General features: G+C 64.1%; 22 protein-coding genes, 1 tRNA gene and 1 pseudogene. 10 read left to right on the top strand and 14 right to left on the bottom strand.

Annotation, left to right across the window (positions count from 1 at the left end):
• Positions 1-90: 90 nt before the first annotated feature.
• From rpoN to GC148_RS07855, 11 genes are all read right to left on the bottom strand, one after another.
• Positions 91-1,587 (bottom strand): RNA polymerase factor sigma-54, encoded by a 1,497-nt coding sequence (rpoN, locus tag GC148_RS07905; RefSeq protein WP_366063402.1) that lies wholly within the window; start codon positions 1,585-1,587, stop codon positions 91-93.
• 18 nt (positions 1,588-1,605) lie between these two features.
• Complete coding sequence (gene lptB / locus GC148_RS07900; protein ID WP_291070126.1) at positions 1,606-2,340, bottom strand: LPS export ABC transporter ATP-binding protein; 735 nt, start codon at positions 2,338-2,340, stop codon at positions 1,606-1,608.
• Positions 2,341-2,429: 89 nt separating this feature from the next.
• On the bottom strand, positions 2,430-2,954 hold the full coding sequence (locus GC148_RS07895; protein WP_291070125.1) for an LptA/OstA family protein: 525 nt from the start codon (positions 2,952-2,954) through the stop codon (positions 2,430-2,432).
• A complete protein-coding gene (gene lptC / locus GC148_RS07890) occupies positions 2,941-3,615 on the bottom strand; it encodes an LPS export ABC transporter periplasmic protein LptC (RefSeq protein ID WP_291070124.1) in 675 nt (224 codons plus the stop codon). The genes GC148_RS07895 and lptC overlap by 14 nt, the downstream gene beginning before the upstream one ends.
• Positions 3,616-3,697: 82 nt before the next feature.
• Entirely contained in the window at positions 3,698-4,312 is a 615-nt protein-coding gene (locus GC148_RS07885) for a ribonuclease H-like domain-containing protein (protein ID WP_291070123.1), read from the bottom strand.
• 48 nt (positions 4,313-4,360) lie between these two features.
• The gene (locus tag GC148_RS07880) at positions 4,361-4,831 is read right to left on the bottom strand and encodes a YaiI/YqxD family protein (protein ID WP_291070122.1); all 471 of its coding nucleotides are present in this window, start codon (positions 4,829-4,831) and stop codon (positions 4,361-4,363) included.
• A gap of 2 nt (positions 4,832-4,833) precedes the next feature.
• A complete protein-coding gene (locus GC148_RS07875; protein ID WP_291070121.1) occupies positions 4,834-5,859 on the bottom strand; it encodes an SO2930 family diheme c-type cytochrome in 1,026 nt (341 codons plus the stop codon).
• 2 nt (positions 5,860-5,861) lie between these two features.
• Positions 5,862-7,103 carry a parallel beta-helix domain-containing protein gene (locus GC148_RS07870; protein WP_291070120.1) on the bottom strand — a complete coding sequence of 414 codons (1,242 nt, stop codon included), beginning with the start codon at positions 7,101-7,103 and terminating at the stop codon, positions 5,862-5,864.
• Between the two features lie 140 nt (positions 7,104-7,243).
• Entirely contained in the window at positions 7,244-7,483 is a 240-nt protein-coding gene (locus tag GC148_RS07865; RefSeq protein WP_291070119.1) for a DUF1150 family protein, read from the bottom strand.
• Between the two features lie 190 nt (positions 7,484-7,673).
• A tRNA-Ala gene (locus GC148_RS07860) sits at positions 7,674-7,749 on the bottom strand.
• Positions 7,750-7,804: 55 nt separating this feature from the next.
• On the bottom strand, positions 7,805-8,329 hold the full coding sequence (locus tag GC148_RS07855; protein ID WP_291070118.1) for a TIGR02300 family protein: 525 nt from the start codon (positions 8,327-8,329) through the stop codon (positions 7,805-7,807).
• Between the two features lie 54 nt (positions 8,330-8,383).
• Here GC148_RS07855 and aroA point away from each other — a divergent pair, with 54 nt between their 5' ends.
• The 9 genes and pseudogenes from aroA (at position 8,384) to mscL (ending at position 17,058) form a co-directional block, all read left to right on the top strand.
• Positions 8,384-9,772: a 3-phosphoshikimate 1-carboxyvinyltransferase gene (aroA, locus tag GC148_RS07850; RefSeq protein WP_366063397.1), complete on the top strand. Its 1,389-nt coding sequence runs from the start codon at positions 8,384-8,386 to the stop codon at positions 9,770-9,772.
• A gap of 68 nt (positions 9,773-9,840) precedes the next feature.
• Complete coding sequence (locus GC148_RS07845; RefSeq protein WP_291070116.1) at positions 9,841-10,407, top strand: hypothetical protein; 567 nt, start codon at positions 9,841-9,843, stop codon at positions 10,405-10,407.
• A 273-nt stretch (positions 10,408-10,680) separates the two neighbouring features.
• A complete protein-coding gene (locus GC148_RS07840; RefSeq protein WP_291070115.1) occupies positions 10,681-11,331 on the top strand; it encodes a hypothetical protein in 651 nt (216 codons plus the stop codon).
• Between the two features lie 59 nt (positions 11,332-11,390).
• A complete protein-coding gene (locus tag GC148_RS07835) occupies positions 11,391-12,473 on the top strand; it encodes an NADH:flavin oxidoreductase (RefSeq protein ID WP_291070114.1) in 1,083 nt (360 codons plus the stop codon).
• A gap of 47 nt (positions 12,474-12,520) precedes the next feature.
• Positions 12,521-13,303: an SDR family oxidoreductase gene (locus tag GC148_RS07830; protein WP_291070113.1), complete on the top strand. Its 783-nt coding sequence runs from the start codon at positions 12,521-12,523 to the stop codon at positions 13,301-13,303.
• Between the two features lie 92 nt (positions 13,304-13,395).
• The gene (gene cmk / locus GC148_RS07825) at positions 13,396-14,034 is read left to right on the top strand and encodes a (d)CMP kinase (protein WP_291070112.1); all 639 of its coding nucleotides are present in this window, start codon (positions 13,396-13,398) and stop codon (positions 14,032-14,034) included.
• A 130-nt stretch (positions 14,035-14,164) separates the two neighbouring features.
• Positions 14,165-15,844, top strand: a pseudogene (gene rpsA, locus GC148_RS07820) (30S ribosomal protein S1); the annotation flags it as partial.
• 395 nt (positions 15,845-16,239) lie between these two features.
• On the top strand, positions 16,240-16,539 hold the full coding sequence (locus tag GC148_RS07815) for an integration host factor subunit beta (RefSeq protein WP_291070110.1): 300 nt from the start codon (positions 16,240-16,242) through the stop codon (positions 16,537-16,539).
• A 108-nt stretch (positions 16,540-16,647) separates the two neighbouring features.
• Entirely contained in the window at positions 16,648-17,058 is a 411-nt protein-coding gene (mscL, locus tag GC148_RS07810; RefSeq protein WP_291070109.1) for a large conductance mechanosensitive channel protein MscL, read from the top strand.
• A gap of 134 nt (positions 17,059-17,192) precedes the next feature.
• Here mscL and GC148_RS07805 read toward each other — a convergent pair whose 3' ends face one another.
• Positions 17,193-17,579, bottom strand: a complete 387-nt coding sequence (locus GC148_RS07805; RefSeq protein ID WP_291070108.1) for a VOC family protein — start codon at positions 17,577-17,579, stop codon at positions 17,193-17,195.
• A gap of 95 nt (positions 17,580-17,674) precedes the next feature.
• On the opposite strand from GC148_RS07805, the gene soxR reads away from it, so the two are divergent.
• On the top strand, positions 17,675-18,124 hold the full coding sequence (gene soxR / locus GC148_RS07800; RefSeq protein ID WP_291070107.1) for a redox-sensitive transcriptional activator SoxR: 450 nt from the start codon (positions 17,675-17,677) through the stop codon (positions 18,122-18,124).
• Here the strand turns inward: soxR and GC148_RS07795 are convergent.
• The gene (locus tag GC148_RS07795) at positions 18,100-18,762 is read right to left on the bottom strand and encodes an HAD-IA family hydrolase (protein WP_291070106.1); all 663 of its coding nucleotides are present in this window, start codon (positions 18,760-18,762) and stop codon (positions 18,100-18,102) included. The two genes, soxR and GC148_RS07795, sit on opposite strands and share 25 nt — an antisense overlap.
• A complete protein-coding gene (locus tag GC148_RS07790) occupies positions 18,759-19,532 on the bottom strand; it encodes a DUF3299 domain-containing protein (RefSeq protein WP_291070105.1) in 774 nt (257 codons plus the stop codon). Before GC148_RS07790 ends, GC148_RS07795 begins: the two co-directional genes overlap by 4 nt.
• Positions 19,533-19,571 lie beyond the last annotated feature (39 nt).

Genomic DNA, 19,571 nt, shown 5'->3' with positions numbered 1-19,571 from the left:
TGCTTGCCTCGGCCCCACCCTGGCCCTCCCCGGAACTGGGGGAGGGCCAGGGTGGGGCCGAGGCAAAAGCAAAGCGCCGAAGCGAACCCGTCAGCTCGCCTTGCCCATCCGGCGGCGCTGGACGCTCGAGGGGATGTTCAGGCTTTCGCGGTACTTCGCCACCGTGCGGCGGGCGATGTCGATACCGAAGCCGGTGAGGATCTCGACGATCTGGTCGTCCGACAGGACGTCATCGGCGGCTTCCTCATCGATCAGCTGTTTGATCCGGTGACGGACGGCTTCGGCCGAATGGGCTTCGCCGCCGCCGGTCGCAGGAATCGAGGCGGAGAAGAAGTATTTGAGTTCGAACAGGCCGCGCGGCGTGGCCATGTATTTGTTGGTGGTCACGCGGCTGACGGTCGATTCATGCATCTCGATCGCATCCGCCACCTGTTTGAGGTTGAGAGGCCGCAGATGCGCCACGCCGTGTGCAAAGAAACCATCCTGCTGGCGGACGATCTCGCTCGCCACTTTCAGGATCGTGCGGGCCCGTTGGTCGAGCGACTTGATCAGCCAGGTCGCCGAGGCCGCGCATTCGGAAATGAATTCCTTTTCCTTCTCTCGCATCGGCAGCGCCGTGACCTCAGCGTAATAGGCCTTGTCCATCAGGACACGCGGCAGCGTGTCGGAATTGAGTTCCACCGCATACATGCCGTTCGGCAGCTCACGGACATAAACGTCCGGCGCCACGGCAACGGTCGTATCGCTGGAAAAGCCTGCGCCAGGCTTCGGCGACAATTGGCGCAGCTCAAGCAGCATGTCCTGGACGTCGGCCTTGTCGACACCGCACACATCCATCAGGCCCTTGATGTCATGCTTGGCGACCAGGTGGAGATTGTCGAGCATCGCCTGCATGGCCGGATCCAGACGGCCGCGGTCCTTCAACTGCAGCGCCAGACATTCCGGGATCGAGCGGGCCATCACGCCGGTTGGGTCAAAACCCTGGCAGACGCGCAGCACGGCTTCCACATTCGCGATGTCGGCGCCGAGCGAACGCGCGACATCGTCCAGCGGGGCGCGCAGATAGCCTGTCTCGTCGGTCTCGTCGATCAGGCGGGCCGCGATCAGGCGGTCCACGTCCGAAAGCCCGGCGAAATTCAGCTGCATGTGCAGGTGTTCAGCCAGCGTCACATCGCTCGACAGGTTGGCCGTATAGTCGAAATCTTCGGAAGCCTGCTGGCCACTGCCGGCACTCGACCAGTCGGTCGTGGCCGAAGGGCCGGAGGCGTTGACTGGCTCGCCGGCATCGGAGCCGGTGCCCGGCTCATAAACGTCTTCACCCGGAGCATCGAGCTGTTCGCGCGCTTCCCCCTGCCCCGAGCGGTCATCCAGCGACAGTTCCTCACGGCCTTGCGGCTCGGCGGCTTCGACAACCGGCGCGCCCTCGTCCTCAACCTTGAGCAGCAGCGGATTGCGCTCAAGTTCGGCTTCGACAAACTCGGCAAGCTCCTGGTTCGACAGCTGCAGAAGTTTGATCGCCTGCTGGAGTTGCGGCGTCATTACCAGGGACTGGCCCTGGCGCATGTCGAGAGAATGTTTCATGGCCATAGGCCGCGCCCCCTGAGATCAAGCGGCGAACTGCTCACCCAGATAGACCCTGCGAACGTCTTCATTGCGCAGCACGTTTTCAGGCGTGCCGTCAAAGAGGACAGCGCCATCATACATCACATAGGCCCGGTCCACGATCTGCAGCGTCTCGCGGACCTGGTGGTCCGTGATGAGAACGCCGAGGCCGCGCTGCTTGAGGAAGCGGACAAGGTCGGAAATGTCGGAGATGGCCAGCGGGTCGATGCCGGTGAACGGTTCGTCCAGTAGCATGAAGCTCGGACGAGATGCGAGTGCGCGTGCAATCTCGACACGCCGCCGTTCACCGCCCGACAGGGAGGTGGCCGGCTGCTTGCGGAGGTGTTCCACGTGCAGTTCACTGAGCAGGCTGTCGACCTGGGCCTGGCAGGCAGAGCGGTCTTTTTCGACCAGTTCCGCAACAGCCATGACATTTTCCTCTACACTCATGCCCCGGAAGATCGAGGCTTCCTGGGGCAGGTAACCGACGCCCAGACGGGCGCGTTGGTACATCGGCAGGCGCGTCACATCTTCGCCGTCGATGGAGATCGCGCCGGAATCGGCACCGATCAGTCCCATGATCATGTAGAAACAGGTGGTCTTGCCGGCCCCGTTGGGTCCAAGCAGGCCGACAACTTCGCCGCGGGCGAGGGACAGGGACACGTCGCGCACGACCTGGCGCTTGCCAAACGACTTGGCAAGATTCTGAACCACCAGGCCTTCGGCCGCTTCGATCATCCGATTGTCCATCCTTCTGCAGCCGTTTTCCGGCCTCCCCCAGCCTTAACCCGGCATGCTTAAGATCGGTTTCACCTGTCTGATCAAATTCACTGGTTCTCAGCCGGCTGGCTCGACGGATCGATCACCATCCGTGTGCGTCCGGTGCCGCCTTCAAGCGTCGTACGGCGGTTCTTGACCTCCATGCGCAGGGTCTCGCCTTCGGCGACGTCCCGGTCGCGCATCAGGGCGACCTTGCCGGTCATCGTGATCGTGTCGGTCGCGAGTTCGTAAACGCCGCGGTCACCTTTGGCCTTCAGCTCCGGCGTCACGTAATAAACGTTACCCTCAGCGACGATATTCTCAACCTGTCCGAACCCGCCAACGATGCTGGAATTGCCGGGCTTGGCGGGCTTGCCGGTGAACCGGATGGTCACGGTGTCAGCCCGCAGGCGCGCCGAGCCCTGCTGGATGTCGACATTGCCGACCAGCAGCACCTTGTGTTCGTTCTCGAGGCTCTCGGTACGGGCCGAGTTGATATAGATCGGGCCGCCTTCAGAAGAGATCTGTGCGACGGCCGGGGCGGCCATCATCGCCAGTCCAAGGGCTGCGCCGGCGGCTTTACGGAGTGCCATCTTGCTCACTTTCAGACGTTGCAGGCTCTTCGGCCGGTTGAGGATAGATCACAGTGCGCACATTGCCCGTAAAGACAATCCGGTTGCCACCATCGAGAATTTCATACGAGTCCGCCTCGATATCGCCAAGGGGGCCTTTGCCTTGCAAAGGTGAAAGTCCCTCCACCCTGTCCTCACCGAGGATCAGGCGGGCACCCTTGGTCGAGAAGGCATAGCCGGCGCTGTCGCGGATGTTCACGTCCTCGTAGAGTTCCAGCACACCCTTCTCGCGGTCGTAGAAACCGGTCGGGGCCTTCAGTTCGGCGCCGTTGCCGTCCCGCATCACCGGATTGACGAGGTCGACCACACCATTCGCCGAGCGGCGGCGCTGGGCCGCGTCGGCGGTGATCGTGAAGACCTGCCCTTCGGAATCGCGCCCGGTGAAGCGCGGATTGATCATCGTGACAGCGTCATCGTCACGAACGGCGGGTGGGCGGGCATCCTGGCTGAGGGCGCTGCGGAAAACGAAGCCCAGGAACAGGCCGATCGAAACCGCCGCGGCCCCGACAAGCCCATAGCGCAGGTAGCGCACACGTTCCGACCGGCGGCGCGCCTGGGCCAGCGTGAGCTGACGCTTGGGCGCCCACAGCGTGGCGGGGTCGTGGTGAAGGCTGGCGTCCATGGTGGGCGGCCTGATCCTGCGATGGTTTCAGGCTCCATGCTTACCCGCGATGGCGCCGGAGTGAAAGCGCGGGCGGCAGCGTTCAGCTGTGTGCGAAGATGTCTTCCTCGCCCCAACCGGCAAGGTCGAGCTCCGCACGCACCGGCAGGAAGCCGAAACAGGCCTCGGCGAGCCCCAGGCGGCCCTCACGCACGAGCATCGCCTCCAGGCCCGCCTTGATCTGGTGCAGGTACAGCACATCAGAGGCCGCATACTGGATCTGTGCGTCCGACAGCGTGTCGGCGCCCCAATCGGAGCTCTGCTGGGCCTTGGACATGTCGATGCCGGCGATCTCGCGGGCAACATCCTTCAGGCCATGGCGGTCGGTATAGGTCCGGGCGAGCCGGGACGCGATCTTGGTGCACCAGACCGGCGCGACCGTGATCCCCATCCATTTGCGCATCATGGCAATATCGAAGCGCGCAAAATGGAACAGTTTGACCACCTTGGGATCGGTCATCAGCGCCTTCAGGTTCGGGCAGTCGAAGTCCCGGGTCAGCTGCACCAGATGCGCCGTGCCATCGCCGGCGGACAGCTGGACGAGGGTCAGGTAATCCCGGTTCGGATTGAGCCCCATCGCTTCTGTATCGACCGCCACGACGGGACCGAAGCTGAGACCTTTGGGGAGATCCCCCTTGTGCAGCGTAATCTGGCTCATCTGCGGCCCTTAGCATGCTGCCCGTTAAGGGCAAGTGTGCAGCCCGCCTCAGCCAGCGGCTTTCTTCGCCGCCACCAGGGCCGTATCGAGCGCGGAAAGGAAGCGTGAGCGGTCGGCTTTCGAGAAGGGCGCCGGGCCGCCCGCGCCGATTCCGGCGACGCCGACGCGCAGGTCGGCCATGATGGCCCGTGTGGCGAGCGCGCCGCCAATTGAGTCCGGCGTAAAGGGCCTGCCGGTCGGGCCGAGCACCCGGGCGCCGGCCTTCAGGCAGCGATCCGCGAGCGGAATGTCCGCCGTGACAACGACATCCAGCGGCGTCGCTGCCTCCGCGATCCAGTCATCGGCGGCATCGAAACCGTCGCTGACGATCTTGCGCGAAACCAGCGGATGTTCCGGAATGCGGATATAGGAATTGGCCACGATCACCACCGCCACCTGATGGCGCACGGCGACCTTGTAGATCTCGTCCTTCACCGGACAGGCATCGGCATCGACGAGAATGCGGGAACTGGCTCCCATGCTCAGGGCGCGTCCATTTCGGATATCCAGAGCCGGATCAGTGCGAGACCTTCGGGGTCCGGCGTCGAGCGGCCGAGCTCCGGCATGGCGATGCCGGGTTCGGTCGAGCCGATCCGGTAGGCCATGATGGACCGGTCCGGCGCGCCGGGCACGATCACCTTGAACAAGGTCCCTGCCCCGCGCCCGGCTGCGACCGGATGCTTGCCGATGCCGAGCTTGACCGGATCGGTCTCGGTCGCGGCCAGCCAGAGACCGGAATTGGACGCCGAGCCGTCCGGCTTGTGACAGTGGGCGCAGTTGATATCGAGCCAGGCCCGGGCACGGACATCTGCCGGCAACGAAACGTCGAACACTTCCGGCGCAGCCGGCACGCTCGCCGGAAGAGCGTCGAGCAGGCCGCGCGAGACCCAGTTCTCGAGCTGCTCATGGTGGTTGAGGTTGCGCGCCTTCGGGCCGATCGGCGAAAGCGCGCTGCCGGCCTGATGGCAGGTCTTGCACTGGTTCTGGTTGGGGACGGAATAGTTGAAGCGGATCGGGGCGCCCTGCGGTGTGACCGTCTCGATGGTGCGGTGCCCGCCCACCGGGGAATAGACCGCCTCGGTGCCCTCTTCATTCCAGATATAGGGAAACGCCGCCCAGCCGGACGCCTTGTGGATCAGGAGACGTGTCTCGACGCGGTATTGCCCTTCGGACGGGGCGCGCAGGTCGGGCGCGAACGCGAAGGTTTTCACCAGCACGGTGCCGACCGGAAAATCGAACGCATCGACCGGATCATAGGCGGCTTGCGCTTCGCCCGGCACGAAGACGAAGCGGTGTTTCAGCGCATTGTCCGAGAACAGGGGATTGATCAGGTCATAAGGCACAACCCCCTTGGCGGGCTTTTCGGACGCGAGGTTCGCAAACAGTCCGTACTCGGACAGCGTCTGCGCCGGGGTTTCGGCGAGGATCAGGTCAAGGTTCGGGCCGGACGGTTTGCCGGCGCTGCACGCGCCGAGAAATACAGCCAGGAACAGGGCAGCGAGACGCATGCTCAGCTCTTGTCCTGCGGCAGGACGATGGCGGCCGGCTCCATCGGCGGCGTCGAAGCGGGGCGCTCCGTGGACGGCTTGATCTTCGCCGCGTCCAACGGATAGGCGCCGACGCCGAGATTCAGGAAGCCGACATCTTCGGCCTCGCCGATGGTCAGGTTGACATCGGTGGCTTCGGCGCCCGGCCAGCTGGTCACGCCGTCCCAGACGATGGGCGGCAGCGTGCCGCCGACAGCGGCGGCGAGCGGCGCCAGCATGCCCTGCGGATCTGTTCCGCCATCCGCATACCGGTTGGCGCGCAACACGATGTCCCGCGGCAGCGGATTGTATTTTTCATCCGTGAACGGCTGGGTGTAGGCATTGATCATCACGTGCGCCGACCGGTTCGATTCGAACGTGTTGTCGAACACGTGCACATTGCGGTTGGCCATGATGATCACGCCCGTGCCCGATGGCACACCGGCGACGATATTGCCGGCCGGGGCGAAGTTGCGCGTATTGTTCGCAAGGATCTCGTTCGAGAAGATGCGGGTCGTGCTGCCGCCCATGACCGGCAAGTCCGGCAGGTCGAACACCAGGATACCGCCGGTATTGTTGCGGGCGATATTGCCATAGACGTCCGCGCCGGTGGAGTTCTCGATCTCGATACCGGCCACGTTGAATTCGGCAATCGAGTTGCGCACGATGATGTTCGAGGACTGGCCGACATAGATGCCGGCATCCGAGGCCCCGCGCACAGTGACGTTCTCGATCAGCACGTCTTTCGATTCGACCGGGTAGACGCCGTAGGCGCCGTTGGTCTCGTCCGGCTCACCGCTCCATTCTACGGTCAGGTATTTATAGGTGATCCGGTCGGCGCCCTTGGACTTGATGCCGTCGCCCTTGGTATCGCGCACGGCGAAGTCCATCAGCGTCACGTCATCGGACGTGACAAGCAACCCCTCCCCTGCGCCGGACTGCTGCGCGAAGTCCAGGATCGTCTTGTCCTGGCCCGCGCCGCGCAGCGTGACACCGTTGACATCCAACGACAGCGAATCAGAGAGCGCGAAGGTGCCTTCCGGCATCAGGATGGTGTCGCCCGGCTTGGCCGAGATCAGGGCGCCCTGCAGCGTCGCGCCGAAATCACCCTCGGCCGACAGCGGCACCGGGCCGGCAGGCGCGGCGTCAACAGGGGCCGGCTTCTCGCCGCAGGCGGCAATCAACAGGACAAGCGGTGCGGCGAGCGCGGCGTGCGAAAATTTCATGGAATTCTCCCCGGATCGGACGCGCCAAGTGTCAACGCCTAACGGGGGAAAAGCAAGGCGGCGGGGACCGGCGCCGGCTCAAAAATAACCCCGGCCGGCGGCGTGCCGGCCAAGGCTGTTGTCTGGTCAGGGCTGCAGCGTCAGTGGACGCTGAGCGGGTTCAGGTCGTTCGCCAGAGCGGCGGCAAAGGCGGCTTCGCGGCCTTCCACGATGGCAAGGCGCTGGCCATCGGCCGAAGCGACAACGAACAGATCATCGGGATCTGAAACATCGTCGAGGGCATCCGGCGGCAAGAGGCTGCGGATTTCGCCGTCATCGAGATGGCGGATATAGACGAAGGAATTGCCTTCAAAGGCGGTCGATTTCAGGCCGGTCGTCATGGGTCCACTCCTTTCCGCGCCCCGGGTCGGGAACGCTGGCAGGCTGGCTGCCTGCCATGACAGGAAAGTGGGCCTCGAATGTGTCCGGTTCAAGCACCGGGATGCGGCAAGTTCACGGCGCGAGCTCACAGGCCCGTGTTTGCGAGGCCCGGTGCACGGAATTTGACGGATCTGCCTAGAAAACAGGTCCTGGTGGAGCCAGACGGAATCGAACCGACGACCTCTTGCATGCCATGCAAGCGCTCTCCCAACTGAGCTATGGCCCCTGACCGGGAAGCGGGAGGATTAGTCTCAGCCTCTCGCGCTTTCAAGTCCTATTTATCACCGTTCATCATCATCGTCGTCGAGGGCGAGGTCATCGTCGCCCTCATCGTCGTCGTCGATCTCGAAATCCTCGTCGTCATCGTCGGCGATGATCACATCATCGTCTTCGTCATCGGCGCCGTCTTCGGTGAATCCGGCCGGCACCTTGCCCGGCGCAGGCGTTTCTTCCTCGTCCTCGGCATCCTCGATGATCACGTCATCGTCTTCGCCGACGAGTTCCTTGGTTTCTTCCTCGTCGTCCTCTTCGTCCTCGATCTCTTCGACCTCGGCGCTTTCATCGTCGTCGTCCCGGACGACGGCATCGTCCTCCTCGTCGACATCGTCATCATCCTCCGCGACGGCCTTCACGGCGGCGCGGGCGGCCTTCGCCTTCACCTTGGTGATGGTGGTGCGGATCACTTCGTCTTCCGGATCAAATTCAGCGCCGCATTTGGGGCAAACCGCCGGGCGCTTGTTGAGATCGTAGAACCGCGACTCGCAGGACGGGCAGACCTGCTTTGTTCCGAGCTTGTCCTTGGACACGGGGGCGCGCTCCTCTTTGAGGTAAAAGGCCTATTGGAAGTTGGCGCGCTTGCCATGAACGCCCGGCGCTGTCAAAGCCCGAATTCAAGTCGCCATTCTCTTATCAGCAGGGCATTCTCCATGGTCTGGACCAGCCGACCCGTGCGCCGCCTCAGCGGCACCATCCGCGCCCCGGGTGACAAGTCATGCAGCCATAGGGCCCTGATCTTCGGGGGACTGGCCTCCGGGACCAGCCGGTTCACCGGCCTGCTGGAGGGGGATGACGTGATCCGGACCGGCCGGGCGATGGCCGCGCTGGGGGCGGAAGTGGCCAATACAGGCCCCGGCGCCTGGGAAGTCCGCGGCGTGGGCCCGAGGGGTCTCACCTCCCCCTCGGACGTGCTGGATTTCGGCAATTCCGGCACCGGTTCGCGCCTGATGATGGGCGTGATGGCAGGGTTCGACCTGACCGCAGATCTGTGCGGGGACGCCTCGCTCTCCTCGCGCCCGATGAACCGGGTATTGAACCCGCTGCGACAGATGGGGATGCGCGATACGGCCGGAAAGGAGGGCCGCCTGCCCTTCACCCTGACAGGATCGAGCGCCCTGGAAGCGATCTACTACGCCCCGCCCCAGGCCAGCGCGCAGGTCAAGTCGGCCATCCTGCTGGCGGGCCTCAACGCAGTTGGCACAACCACCGTTCTGGAAGCCAAGGCAACGCGGGACCATACCGAGCGGATGCTGCAGGGCTTTGGCGCCAAGCTCGGGTTCAGGTCGAACCCTGGCGGGGCGAGCGAAATCTCCATCGAGGGCAAGCAGAAGCTGTTTGCTGTCGACGCGGCGATTCCGGGCGACCCGTCCTCGGCCGCCTTCCTGATCGCCGCCGGCATCCTGTCGCCGCAGGGCGATGTGATGGTGGAAGGCGCGATGTCGAACCCCACCCGGTCGGGCTTCTATGACGCCGCAAACCTGATGGGCGCCCATCTCGGCGCCGAGGAACGCGGCGAAGCGGCCGGCGAACGGCTGATCGACCTGCATGCCGGCTATGCGGACCTCAAGGGAATCGCCGTGCCGACGCGCCTCGTCGCCTCGATGATCGACGAGTTCCCGATCCTGGCGGTGCTCGCGGCTTTCGCGACGGGCGAGACGCGGGTGACCGGCGCCGACGAGCTGCGCGTGAAGGAGAGCGACCGGATCAAAGCGATTGTCGCGATGCTGCGCGTAAACGGCGTCGAGGTCGAAGAGACCGAGGACGGCTTCACGGTTCAGGGCTGCGGCGGCGCGGTGCCGGGCGGCGGCGTGGTCGAGACGCGCCACGACCACCGCATCGCGATGAGCGCGCTGGTTATGGGAACAGCGGCGCAAAAGCCGGTAAGCGTGGACGACGTGTCGATGATTGACACCAGCTATCCGGAATTCCTCGGCCACATGGCGGCGCTGGGGGCGGATATCGGCGCCGGATAAAACGGGACGGGCCGTTCCCAGACCGGAACGGGAAGCGCATAGTGTGGGCTCGTTCAGGAACACGCCCGATGGCCCATCGACTGAAATTCGACCGCGACCAGTTTGCTGCCGATTGCGCGGCGGCGCTGCGGGAGACGGACGGAATGTTGGCGGTTCGCGAGGTGCTGACGCGTGCGCTGAACGATCCGGGCGCGGTACTGGCAGGGCTCGGCGAGCCAACACAGGCGGCCATGGACGTGCTGCTGCGCTCCGACACGCTGACGATCTTCGCCGCAACCTGGACGCCGCGCATGAGCCTGCGCCCGCATGATCACAACATGTGGGCGCTGATCGGCATCTATACTGGCCGCGAGGACAATATCCTGTGGCGTGAGACTAAGGGCGGGTTGGAAGCGCGCGGCGCGAACTGCCTGTTCGAAGGCGATGTCGCCACGCTCGGCAAGGACGCGGTACATTCGGTGACCAATCCGCTGACGCGCTTCACCGGCGGGCTGCACATCTATGGCGGCGACTTCTTCGCCACCGAGCGCCACCAGTGGGACCCGGAAACTCTGGAGCAGCAGCCCTCCAATGGCGAAGTGATCCGCGCGATCTTCGCGGAGGAGAATGCGCGTTATCAAAGCGGCTTGCCGTAGCGATAGAAATTGACGCGGCGCGCCACCAACTGCCACCTCGAGATCTCGGTATGTTTCATGCCTTGTCCTGCCCGGGAATGAACTCAGGCCAGACCGGGAGCGCTTGAGGGCAATTCGGCGCCGGGGCGAATAGTTCGGAAGGTTTTGATGGTCGTTGCGTGCGACTCAAGCTCCCGGATAGAAGGGGACAAATGTATATTTGTCAGGCCTGTTGGGACGCCGCTGATGATGACTTCGAGGACTATTGTCGCTGGCGGCGCAATCGCTCTGCTAATGAGCACACCGGTGACGTCCGCGACCGCTGAGAGTGGAAACGGCGATGTCTCGGCGCTGACATGCGCGGCGGCTTATCAGCTGGATTGGCAAGCCACGACCTCGCCCGAACGTAGCGCGGCAGACCGCGCGGGCGCAGAAAAAACGCTCGCCGCCATGAGCGACACGAAGGACGCCGGCGCCGCCGTCGCGCAGCAAGCCGCCGCGCTGGAGGCGCAAGTGGGCGCGGACAGCACCAGGTTGGCCGAGATCGTCGAAGCCTGCGACCTGGCATGGAGCGGCAACGCTTCAGAATATGCCACGCAATACGCCCCGCCGCCTGAAACTTCCATGACGGCCAGCGCCGGGATTATGACATTTGAGAACTCTCAGACCGAGTATTCACCGCAAGCCCCGCCGGCCGCGACTTCGGCCGAGTGCGACACAACCGAACGGCGTGCCACGGGTATCATAAACACATGGACCTACGCGATGGAGGACTATTTCGCAGGCGGAGTGCGTGACTATGATCAGGAACGTGAGTTGAGCGACCTGTATCGCCGCCTCCGTAGCCGCCTGGAGGACGAGCTGTCGGTCGCTGAAACCTATAGCTGCGAGCCTCTTACCCGCGAGATTCGGTTTGTCCTTGGCGATTGGGACAACCCCTTCTGAGCGCACCCCTACCCTAGCGGCAGAATTGACGCGGCGCGCGCCCGCGCCATTGTGCGGGCATGACAGACCTGCACGCCCCCCTCTCCCTCGCCCGTGGCCCCGCCCTGAAGAACCGCTTCATGCTGGCCCCGTTGACCAACTGGCAAAGCCATGCAGACGGCGTGCTGAGCGATGATGAATATCGCTGGCTGACCTACCGGGCTGAAGGCGGCTTTGGTCTGACGATGACCTGCGCGGCGCATGTGCAGGCCAAGGGCCAGGGCTTTCCCGGCCAGCTGGGCATCTTTGCGGACAAGCACCTGCCCGGCCTCTCGCGCCTGGCCAAAGGTCTGAACCAGACCGGTACGCATTCGGTGGTGCAGCTGCACCATGCCGGCATGCGCAGCCCGAAGGAACTAATCGGCGAGGCGCCGCACTGCCCCTCGGCCAATGACGAGTTCGGCGCGCGGGCGATGACCCTCGACGAGGTGAAGGCCTCGCGGGACGCGTTCATTGCGGCGGCAGTGCGCGCGGAAAAGGCGGGCTTCCACGGCGTGGAACTGCACGGGGCGCATGGCTACCTGATCTGCCAGTTCCTGAGCGCCGAGGTGAACAAGCGCACGGACGAATATGGTGGCAGCTTCGAGAACCGCGCGCGGTTCCTGTATGAATGTATCGAAGGCGTGCGCGCTGCCTGCGGCAAGGACTTTTCGCTGGGTGTGCGCCTGTCGCCGGAACGCTTCGGGATGGACCTTGGCGAGATCTTGAAGCTCGCGGGCGCGCTGCTGAACGATGACCGGATCGACTATCTCGACATGTCCCTGTGGGACAGTTTCAAGGAACCTGCCGACGAGGCCTTCAAGGGAAAGTCGCTGGTCGAACTGTTCGGCGCCCTTCCTCGCGGCACCTGCCGGCTGGGCGCGGCAGGCAAGATCACAACCGGCCGAGATTGCCTGAAAGCCCTGGCAGCCGGGCTCGACTTCGTGGTCATCGGCCGCGCCGCGATCCTGCATCATGATTTCCCGGCCAGGGTGGCGAAGGACAATTGTTTCGAGCCGATCGCCCTGCCCGTGCCGGAAGGCCATCTGAAGGCCGAACGCCTCGGTCCGGCTTTCCTCAATTACATGAAGACCTGGAAGGGCTTCGTCGCCGAGACAGCCTGACATAATCCGCCTGCAGACAAGACAGAAACGACAAAGGGAGACATATCATGCAGATCACCAAGGACACCGCCGCCGTCGTGACCGGCGGCGCCTCGGGCCTCGGCCAGGCGACCGCCCGCGCCCTCGCCAAGGCCGGGGCAAAAGTTGCCATCTTCGACATCAACGCCGAGGCCGGCGAAGCGACCGCCAAGGAAATCGGCGGCATGTTCTGCAACGTCAACATCATGGACGAGGCGAGCTGTGTGGCCGGCTTCGAGAAGGCCCGCGCGGCGAATGGCCAGGAGCGGATCACGGTCCACTGCGCCATGGCCGCCAAGGGCGGCAAGACACTGAGCTGGGACAAGGAGAATGCCCGCTACAAACGTCTGCCGACGGAAGACTACGCGTTCGGCGCGCAGGGCGTGCTGGTGGCCTCCTACCGGATCGCCTCGCTGTCGGCCGAGGGCATGGCCTACCTGCCGGAACTGGAGGATGGCGAACGCGGCTGCATCACGCTGACGGCCTCGGTCGCCGCACAGGACGGCCAGATCGGACAGGTTGTCTACGGCTCGTGCAAGGCAGGCGTGAACGGCCTCGTGCTGCCGATGGCACGCGACCTGATGGATATCGGCATCCGGGTGAACTCGATCATGCCGGGCATCTTCGCGACGCCGCTCATGCTGCGCGCCTCCGACAAGGTGCTCAACAGCCTTGCGGCTTCGGTGCCCTTCCCCAAACGCCTCGGCAAACCGGAAGAGTATGCCTCGCTCGCCCTGCAGCTGGCGACGAACACCTATTTCAACGGCCAATGTATCCGCCTCGATGGCGGCATCCGGATGGCGCCGAGGTGAAACCTAAATTGCGCTCACCCCCGCCGAGGCGGGGTGTGAGCGAAAGCCGGGGAACTTGACTCGCCCCCGCCCCTCCTCCACTCCCCGGCGCCATGATCATAGCGATTGATGGCACAACAGCTTCCGGCAAGGGGACGATCGCGAAGCGGTTGTCGGCCTATTACGGGCTGCCGCACATGGACACCGGGCGGCTCTACCGAGCGGTCGGCGTGGCGGCGATGAAACAGGGCGTGCCGCTCGACGCGGCGGGGCCTCTGGCCGATATCGCCCGCGCGCTGGACCTGTCAGACTTCGTGGAACACGAGTTGCGGTCGGCCGAGGCCGGCAAGGCGGCGAGCATTGTGGCGGCGATCCCGTCCGTGCGCCAGGCCCTGTTCGAGCTGCAACGGGCCTTTGCAACCCGCGAAGGCGGCGCCCTGCTCGACGGGCGTGATATCGGCACGGTGATCGCCCCTGACGCCGACGTGAAGCTGTGGGTGGACGCGGACGTTAACCAGCGGGGCGCGCGGCGCTGGAAGGAATTGTCGGAGGCCGGCGATCCGGTCACGCTGGACGAGGTGATCCGGCAGCTCGAAATCCGCGATGCGCGCGATCAGGGCCGCGCCGACGCCCCTGCGGCCATGGCCGCCGATGCCATCTTGATCGATACGACTGATCTCACTATAGACGCGGCTGTGGAAAAGGCGCTGGCTGCCGTTGAGGCCGCCCTCGCTCGTGGAAAGACTGCCTGAGGGCCCCTGGGGCTCAATCCAAACAGGCGGTGCCGCAACAGATCAAGACCACCCCAAGGGGCCGGATGTCCGCAGGCTGCAATGGTGCACGCCTGCCTTTGAACCATTCATGCCCTTACCCGGAGAGAAAATGTCCAACCAAATGAACCCCACGTCGGCCGACTTTGCGTCGATGTTCGAAAGCTCGGCAGCTGCCGGCGCCATGCAGGAAGGCCAGGTCATCCCGGCCACCGTCCTGCGCATCGATAACGACGCGATCGTTGTCGACATCGGTCTGAAGACCGAAGGCCGTATCCCGGTCAAGGAATTCGCCCTCGAAGACAAACAGCCGGCCCCCGGCGACATCGTCGATGTGTATCTCGACCGCATCGAGAACGCCCTCGGCGAGGCCGTTCTCAGCCGCGACAAGGCCCGCCGCGAAGAGCGCTGGGTCAAGCTCGAGCGCAGCTTTGCCAAAGGCGAGCCCGTCAAGGGCGCCATCTCCGGCCGCGTCAAGGGCGGCTTCACGGTCGACCTGGGCGGCGTCAACGCCTTCCTTCCCGGTTCGCAAGTCGACATCCGCCCGGTGCGCGATGTCGGCCCGCTGATGGGCGAAGTGCAGCCGTTCGCCGTGCTGAAACTCGACCGCGTGCGTGGCAACATCGTCGTCTCGCGCCGTGCGATCCTGGAAGAGAGCCGCGCCGAACAGCGCGCCGAAATCGTCAGCGACATGGCCGAAGGCGATGTGCGCAAGGGCGTCGTCAAGAATATCACCGATTACGGTGCGTTCGTTGACCTCGGCGGCATCGATGGCCTGCTGCACGTCACCGACATGTCCTACAAGCGCATCAACCACCCCTCGCAGGTGGTCGAAGTGGGTCAGGAAGTCGAAGTCCAGATCATCAAGATCAACCCCGAGACCCAACGTATCTCGCTCGGCATGAAACAGCTGGGTTCGGATCCGTGGGACAACATCTCGGCCCGTTACCCGACGGGCGCCCGCCTCAAGGGCACGGTCACCAACATCACCGACTACGGCGCCTTCGTGGAGCTGGAAGACGGTGTCGAAGGCCTGATCCACGTCTCGGAAATGAGCTGGACCAAGAAGAACGTGCACCCCGGCAAGATCCTCTCGACCTCGCAGGAAGTCGAAGTGGAAGTGCTGGACGTCGATTCCGACAAGCGCCGCATCTCGCTCGGCCTCAAGCAGACCATGGACAATCCGTGGGATGCCTTCCTGGCTGAACATCCGATCGGTTCGGAAATTGAAGGCGAAGTGCGCGGCATCACCGAGTTCGGCCTGTTCGTGGGCCTCGGCCCGGACCTGGACGGCATGGTGCACATCAACGACATCTCGTGGGACAAGCCGGGCGACCAAGCCATCGAAGCCTACACCAAGGGCGACCGTGTCCACGCGAAGGTGCTTGATGTCGACGTCGACAAGGAACGCATCTCGCTGGGCATCAAGCAGCTGTCGGGTGACCCGATCGAAGCGGCTGGCGATGCCGGCATCAAGCGCGGCTCGACCGTCACCTGCACGGTGTCGGAAGTGACCTCGGGCGGTCTGGAAGTCGAATTCGGCAACCCGCCGGTCCGCACCTTCATCCGCCGTTCGGACCTCAGCCGTGACCGCGCCGACCAACGCCCCGAGCGTTTCGCCGTGGGTGACAAGGTCGACGCAAAAGTCGTGACCGTTGACCGGGCGACGCGCCGCGTCTCCCTGTCGATCAAGGCTCTGGAGATCGCTGAAGAAGCCGAAGCCGTTGCACAGTATGGTTCGGCAGATGCCGGCGCCTCGCTGGGCGACATCCTCGGCGCAGCCCTCGCTTCCTCGGGTACCAAAGGCAAAGCCAAGTCTGCTCCGGCCACGAAGGGCGATGCCAAGTCCCTCGACGCACGAGGCCGTCTCACCGCCCCGCAAGGCGATGCGGATGACCTGAAGCAGATCAAGGGCGTCGGTCCGGCGTTCGAGAAGAAGCTGAACGAAGCAGGCATCTTCCACTTCTGGCAGGTCGCCGCACTGTCGGCCGATCAGGTTGCGAGCCTCGAAGAAGAGCTCGCCTTCCAGGGCCGGATGGAGCGTGATGACTGGAAGGGCCAGGCTGAACAGCTGATGTCCGAAGGCTGAGACCAGCCGGGCCCGGCAACGCGGCCTATCTAAAATTCAAGCAATGTTTGCGGCGGGGGCCTAGCGCTCCCGCCGCAAATGCGTTTAATATCAACAGGATGCTGAAGTCTCAACTCATCGATAAGCTCGCGGCTGAATACCCGCACCTGCGTCACGAAGACGTGGAGAAGGTTGTAAACGTGATCCTGGACGAGATCGGCGAAGCGCTGTCGCGCGGCGACCGGGTGGAATTGCGCGGCTTCGGCGCCTTTTCGGTCCGCCAGCGGGACGCCCGCCGCGGACGCAATCCGCGTACCGGCGAGCCTGTGAAAGTTCCCGCCAAGGCTGTCCCGTTCTTCAAGGCCGGCAAGGAATTGCGCGCCCGCGTCAATGGCGGCGACGATCCGGAAGCCCGGTGAAGCGGCCTGTCTTGCGCAGGCTTCATGTCAGCCCCGCTTGACGCTGCGCTCAAACCCCGCAATCTGAACCTGTAGCTTTGGGTAGCCGGATTTCGACAAGGGGGAATTATGCTCAAGGAATTCAAAGAGTTCGCGATGAAGGGCAACCTCATCGACATGGCCGTGGGCTTTGTCATGGGCGGCGCGTTCGCAACGGTCGTCACCGCCTTCATCCAGGGCGTGTTCCTGCCGCTTCTGGCGCCGATCATGGGCGGGCTCGACCTGTCCACGCTCAAGGTTACCATCTCGCCGGCCGTCGTGGACGCTGCCGGGGAAGTGACCAAACCGGCCGCCATCATGGAGATCGGCGCGTTCGTGTCGGCCTGTATCTCGTTCCTGATCGTCGCTTTCGTGATGTTCATGCTGATCAAGGGCATGAACACGCTGAAGAAAAAGGAAGAAGCTGCCCCTCCCCCGGCCCCGCCGCGCCAGGAAGTGCTGCTGGAAGAAATTCGCAACCTGCTCGCCAAACAGAGCTGATTGCGTCACGTCGTTCACACGGTGTTAGGGATTACACCTGCATTCTCGTGAACAGTAGAGTACCCGAGTAGAGTAGTGAGGGGCGGCCAAACGGCCGCCCTTCTTTTTTGGCCGGATGTTTGCCCGGCTCCGGATCAGATTTTGGCGTAGCTGACGATTTCGTATTCTATTCCATCTGCATCAAAGAAATAGAAGCGGCGGCCAGGCTCATAGTCGCCATGGCTGAAGGGCACGAGACCCTTGGCAATCACCTTACGCTCCACGCGATCCAGATCGTCCACTTCGATGCCGACATGGTTCAACGGCGCGCCTTTCTTGAACCCCGCCCTCGCGCCCGGCTGGGGCGGGGCAGCATAGACGGCCAGATAGTCCGTGTCGGTTCCGACATGGATGGTGAAACCGCCCGCCATCGCAGGGCCCTGCCAGCGGATCTTCCAGCCCAGCAGGTCCACCAGCATCTGCGCGGTGCGGGCCGGGTCGCTGACGGTGAGGTTTACGTGTTCAAGTCGTGTCTGCGCCATGTTCCGTTGTCCTTTTCTCAGCTGCGGAAGGGTTGACGCCCGCCTTGTGCAACCTCAACCTAGATTTAGGTCAAGGATTATTTTGGAAGTGCCTCATGCGGGCAGATGATGTGATGCTGATCGGCGACATCGCCGCGCGCACGGGCCTGTCTGTGTCGGCGATCCGCTTCTACGAAGCCAGGGGCCTGATCACGCCGATCCGCAGCCCGGGCGGCCAGCGCCGGTTCCGCCGTGCGGATATTCGGCGCCTCTCCTTCATTCGGATCGCCCAGCAGCTGGGCCTGTCGATCGAGGACATCGCCGGCGAACTCGCAAGACTGCCGAGCGGCCGGACACCGACGGCGGAAGACTGGGCCCGGATCAGCCGCTCGATCCGCGCCTCGCTCGATGCCCGGATCGCCACGCTGCAGCAGGTGCGCAGCCGCCTCGACGGCTGTATCGGTTGCGGCTGCCTGTCCCTCAAGAAATGCGCGCTCTACAATGCCGGCGACAAGGCCGGCGCGACCGGCGCCGGGCCGCGCTACCTGCTGGGCGAGACGCCATAGGCGCCGAGCGGCCCGAGGCCCAGCGCGCCTGCCAGATCATCATGAGCGCCTTCGGTGAAATGGAAGGTCTGCCAACCGCGGCCGCGCGCGGCGAGGATGTTCTCGTGCAGGTCGTCCACCAGCAGGATCTCGCCGGGATCTGCGCCGAGCTCGGTTTCGATATGCGCGAAATAGGCCGTGTCGGGCTTGGCGATCCGCATGCGGCCCGCCGCAAAGATGCGCTCCATATGCGCGCCGAAGCCCATATCAGTCTCAATATAATGGGTGCGGTGGATCTCGTTGTTGGTGGCCATCACATTGCGCACGCCCTTGCCCTTCAGGGCACTAACAATCGCCAATGTGTCATGGTCCGGGATCGCATCCTTGTGGAACCAGTAGTCGAGTATCTCGCGGGCGCGCCCTTCGGCGCCGTTCTGCTGCGTCCATTCAGTGACAAGTTCCACGAGGCACGCCTCGCCGACCATCGCCTTCTGGAACCGCCCGCCGAACAGGTGGGCACTGAAGGATTTCAGCGACAGGCCGAGGTCGCGCTCGAAGTCGCGCGACCAGGCGAAGGCGCCATTCTGGATGTTGCGATTGAGGACGCCGTCAAAGTCCCAGGCGACGCACTTAAGACGGCTGGGATCGGGCGCGGTCAATATTCGTAGGTCTCGACCTTGTCGAGCTTGATCGTATAGGCCGCGTCCGCCAGCTCGCTGTTCTGGGTCTGCGTATAGATCGTGCCTTCGATCCAGACGGCCTGGGCGAGATCCTTCATCTTGATCGGCTTGTCGGCCATCACGAAGATGGTCTGGTTCGGCGGCGGCGGCGGCGCGTGGATGCAGGCCCCGAAATACGGCACCAGCAGGAATTCCTTGATCTGCGCATCGGCGCCGTATTCGAACGGCACGGTATAGCCCGGGATGCGGATCTTCTTGCCGTTGAGTTCCTTCACCGTGTTGAACGTGCCGATCTGCACGGCGGTGTCTGCGGCCGAGCCTTCCGACACGCCGGCGCCGGAATAGAGCATCGCCATCTGCGCCTGGTACATCTGGGCGAGGCGTTCTTCTTCGCCTTCGGGCATCAGGTCTTCCCAGCCGATCCGCTGGATACCGCGGGCGGCGAGTTCCTCGTCGCGCTTCTTGGCATCGGCGGCGCGCTGGGCGGCCTTGGCCTCGCGGGCGGCGGCGCGGTCTGCGGCGGTCTCACCAATCTTGTCGCCGACCTGCGGGCCGGATGTGGCTTCAGCTTCTGTCACCTCGACCGCCGTTTCAGCCGCAGGCGCGGCCTCGGCTGTCTGGACTGTCGCTGCTTCTGCGGCTGCAGCAGGCGCAGAAGCGTCGGCAGTGTCCGAAGACGGCGCAGCGCCGCAAGCGGCGAGGCCCAGCATCAGCGTGGCGGTAAGGGCGGAGGCGTGAAGCGTTTTCATCATGTGTTCCTAATTAAGCGGCCCGGGCGCCAGACGCCA

Origin of the sequence: Hyphomonas sp., assembly GCF_016125515.1 — a bacterium.
GTDB lineage: Bacteria > Pseudomonadota > Alphaproteobacteria > Caulobacterales > Hyphomonadaceae > Hyphomonas.
This window is presented reverse-complemented; position numbering and strand designations above follow the sequence as displayed.

What these genes read in the sequence shown, in the direction of transcription:
- rpoN (WP_366063402.1), bottom strand. Translation starts at nt 1,587, where the DNA reads ATGGCCATGAAACATTCTCTCGACATGCGCCAGGGCCAGTCCCTGGTA.
- lptB (WP_291070126.1), bottom strand. Translation starts at nt 2,340, where the DNA reads ATGATCGAAGCGGCCGAAGGCCTGGTGGTTCAGAATCTTGCCAAGTCG.
- GC148_RS07895 (WP_291070125.1), bottom strand. Translation starts at nt 2,954, where the DNA reads ATGGCACTCCGTAAAGCCGCCGGCGCAGCCCTTGGACTGGCGATGATG.
- lptC (WP_291070124.1), bottom strand. Translation starts at nt 3,615, where the DNA reads ATGGACGCCAGCCTTCACCACGACCCCGCCACGCTGTGGGCGCCCAAG.
- GC148_RS07885 (WP_291070123.1), bottom strand. Translation starts at nt 4,312, where the DNA reads ATGAGCCAGATTACGCTGCACAAGGGGGATCTCCCCAAAGGTCTCAGC.
- GC148_RS07880 (WP_291070122.1), bottom strand. Translation starts at nt 4,831, where the DNA reads ATGGGAGCCAGTTCCCGCATTCTCGTCGATGCCGATGCCTGTCCGGTG.
- GC148_RS07875 (WP_291070121.1), bottom strand. Translation starts at nt 5,859, where the DNA reads ATGCGTCTCGCTGCCCTGTTCCTGGCTGTATTTCTCGGCGCGTGCAGC.
- GC148_RS07870 (WP_291070120.1), bottom strand. Translation starts at nt 7,103, where the DNA reads ATGAAATTTTCGCACGCCGCGCTCGCCGCACCGCTTGTCCTGTTGATT.
- GC148_RS07865 (WP_291070119.1), bottom strand. Translation starts at nt 7,483, where the DNA reads ATGACGACCGGCCTGAAATCGACCGCCTTTGAAGGCAATTCCTTCGTC.
- aroA (WP_366063397.1), top strand. Translation starts at nt 8,384, where the DNA reads ATGAACGCCCGGCGCTGTCAAAGCCCGAATTCAAGTCGCCATTCTCTT.
- GC148_RS07845 (WP_291070116.1), top strand. Translation starts at nt 9,841, where the DNA reads ATGGCCCATCGACTGAAATTCGACCGCGACCAGTTTGCTGCCGATTGC.
- GC148_RS07840 (WP_291070115.1), top strand. Translation starts at nt 10,681, where the DNA reads ATGAGCACACCGGTGACGTCCGCGACCGCTGAGAGTGGAAACGGCGAT.
- GC148_RS07835 (WP_291070114.1), top strand. Translation starts at nt 11,391, where the DNA reads ATGACAGACCTGCACGCCCCCCTCTCCCTCGCCCGTGGCCCCGCCCTG.
- GC148_RS07830 (WP_291070113.1), top strand. Translation starts at nt 12,521, where the DNA reads ATGCAGATCACCAAGGACACCGCCGCCGTCGTGACCGGCGGCGCCTCG.
- cmk (WP_291070112.1), top strand. Translation starts at nt 13,396, where the DNA reads ATGATCATAGCGATTGATGGCACAACAGCTTCCGGCAAGGGGACGATC.
- GC148_RS07815 (WP_291070110.1), top strand. Translation starts at nt 16,240, where the DNA reads ATGCTGAAGTCTCAACTCATCGATAAGCTCGCGGCTGAATACCCGCAC.
- mscL (WP_291070109.1), top strand. Translation starts at nt 16,648, where the DNA reads ATGCTCAAGGAATTCAAAGAGTTCGCGATGAAGGGCAACCTCATCGAC.
- GC148_RS07805 (WP_291070108.1), bottom strand. Translation starts at nt 17,579, where the DNA reads ATGGCGCAGACACGACTTGAACACGTAAACCTCACCGTCAGCGACCCG.
- soxR (WP_291070107.1), top strand. Translation starts at nt 17,675, where the DNA reads ATGCGGGCAGATGATGTGATGCTGATCGGCGACATCGCCGCGCGCACG.
- GC148_RS07790 (WP_291070105.1), bottom strand. Translation starts at nt 19,532, where the DNA reads ATGAAAACGCTTCACGCCTCCGCCCTTACCGCCACGCTGATGCTGGGC.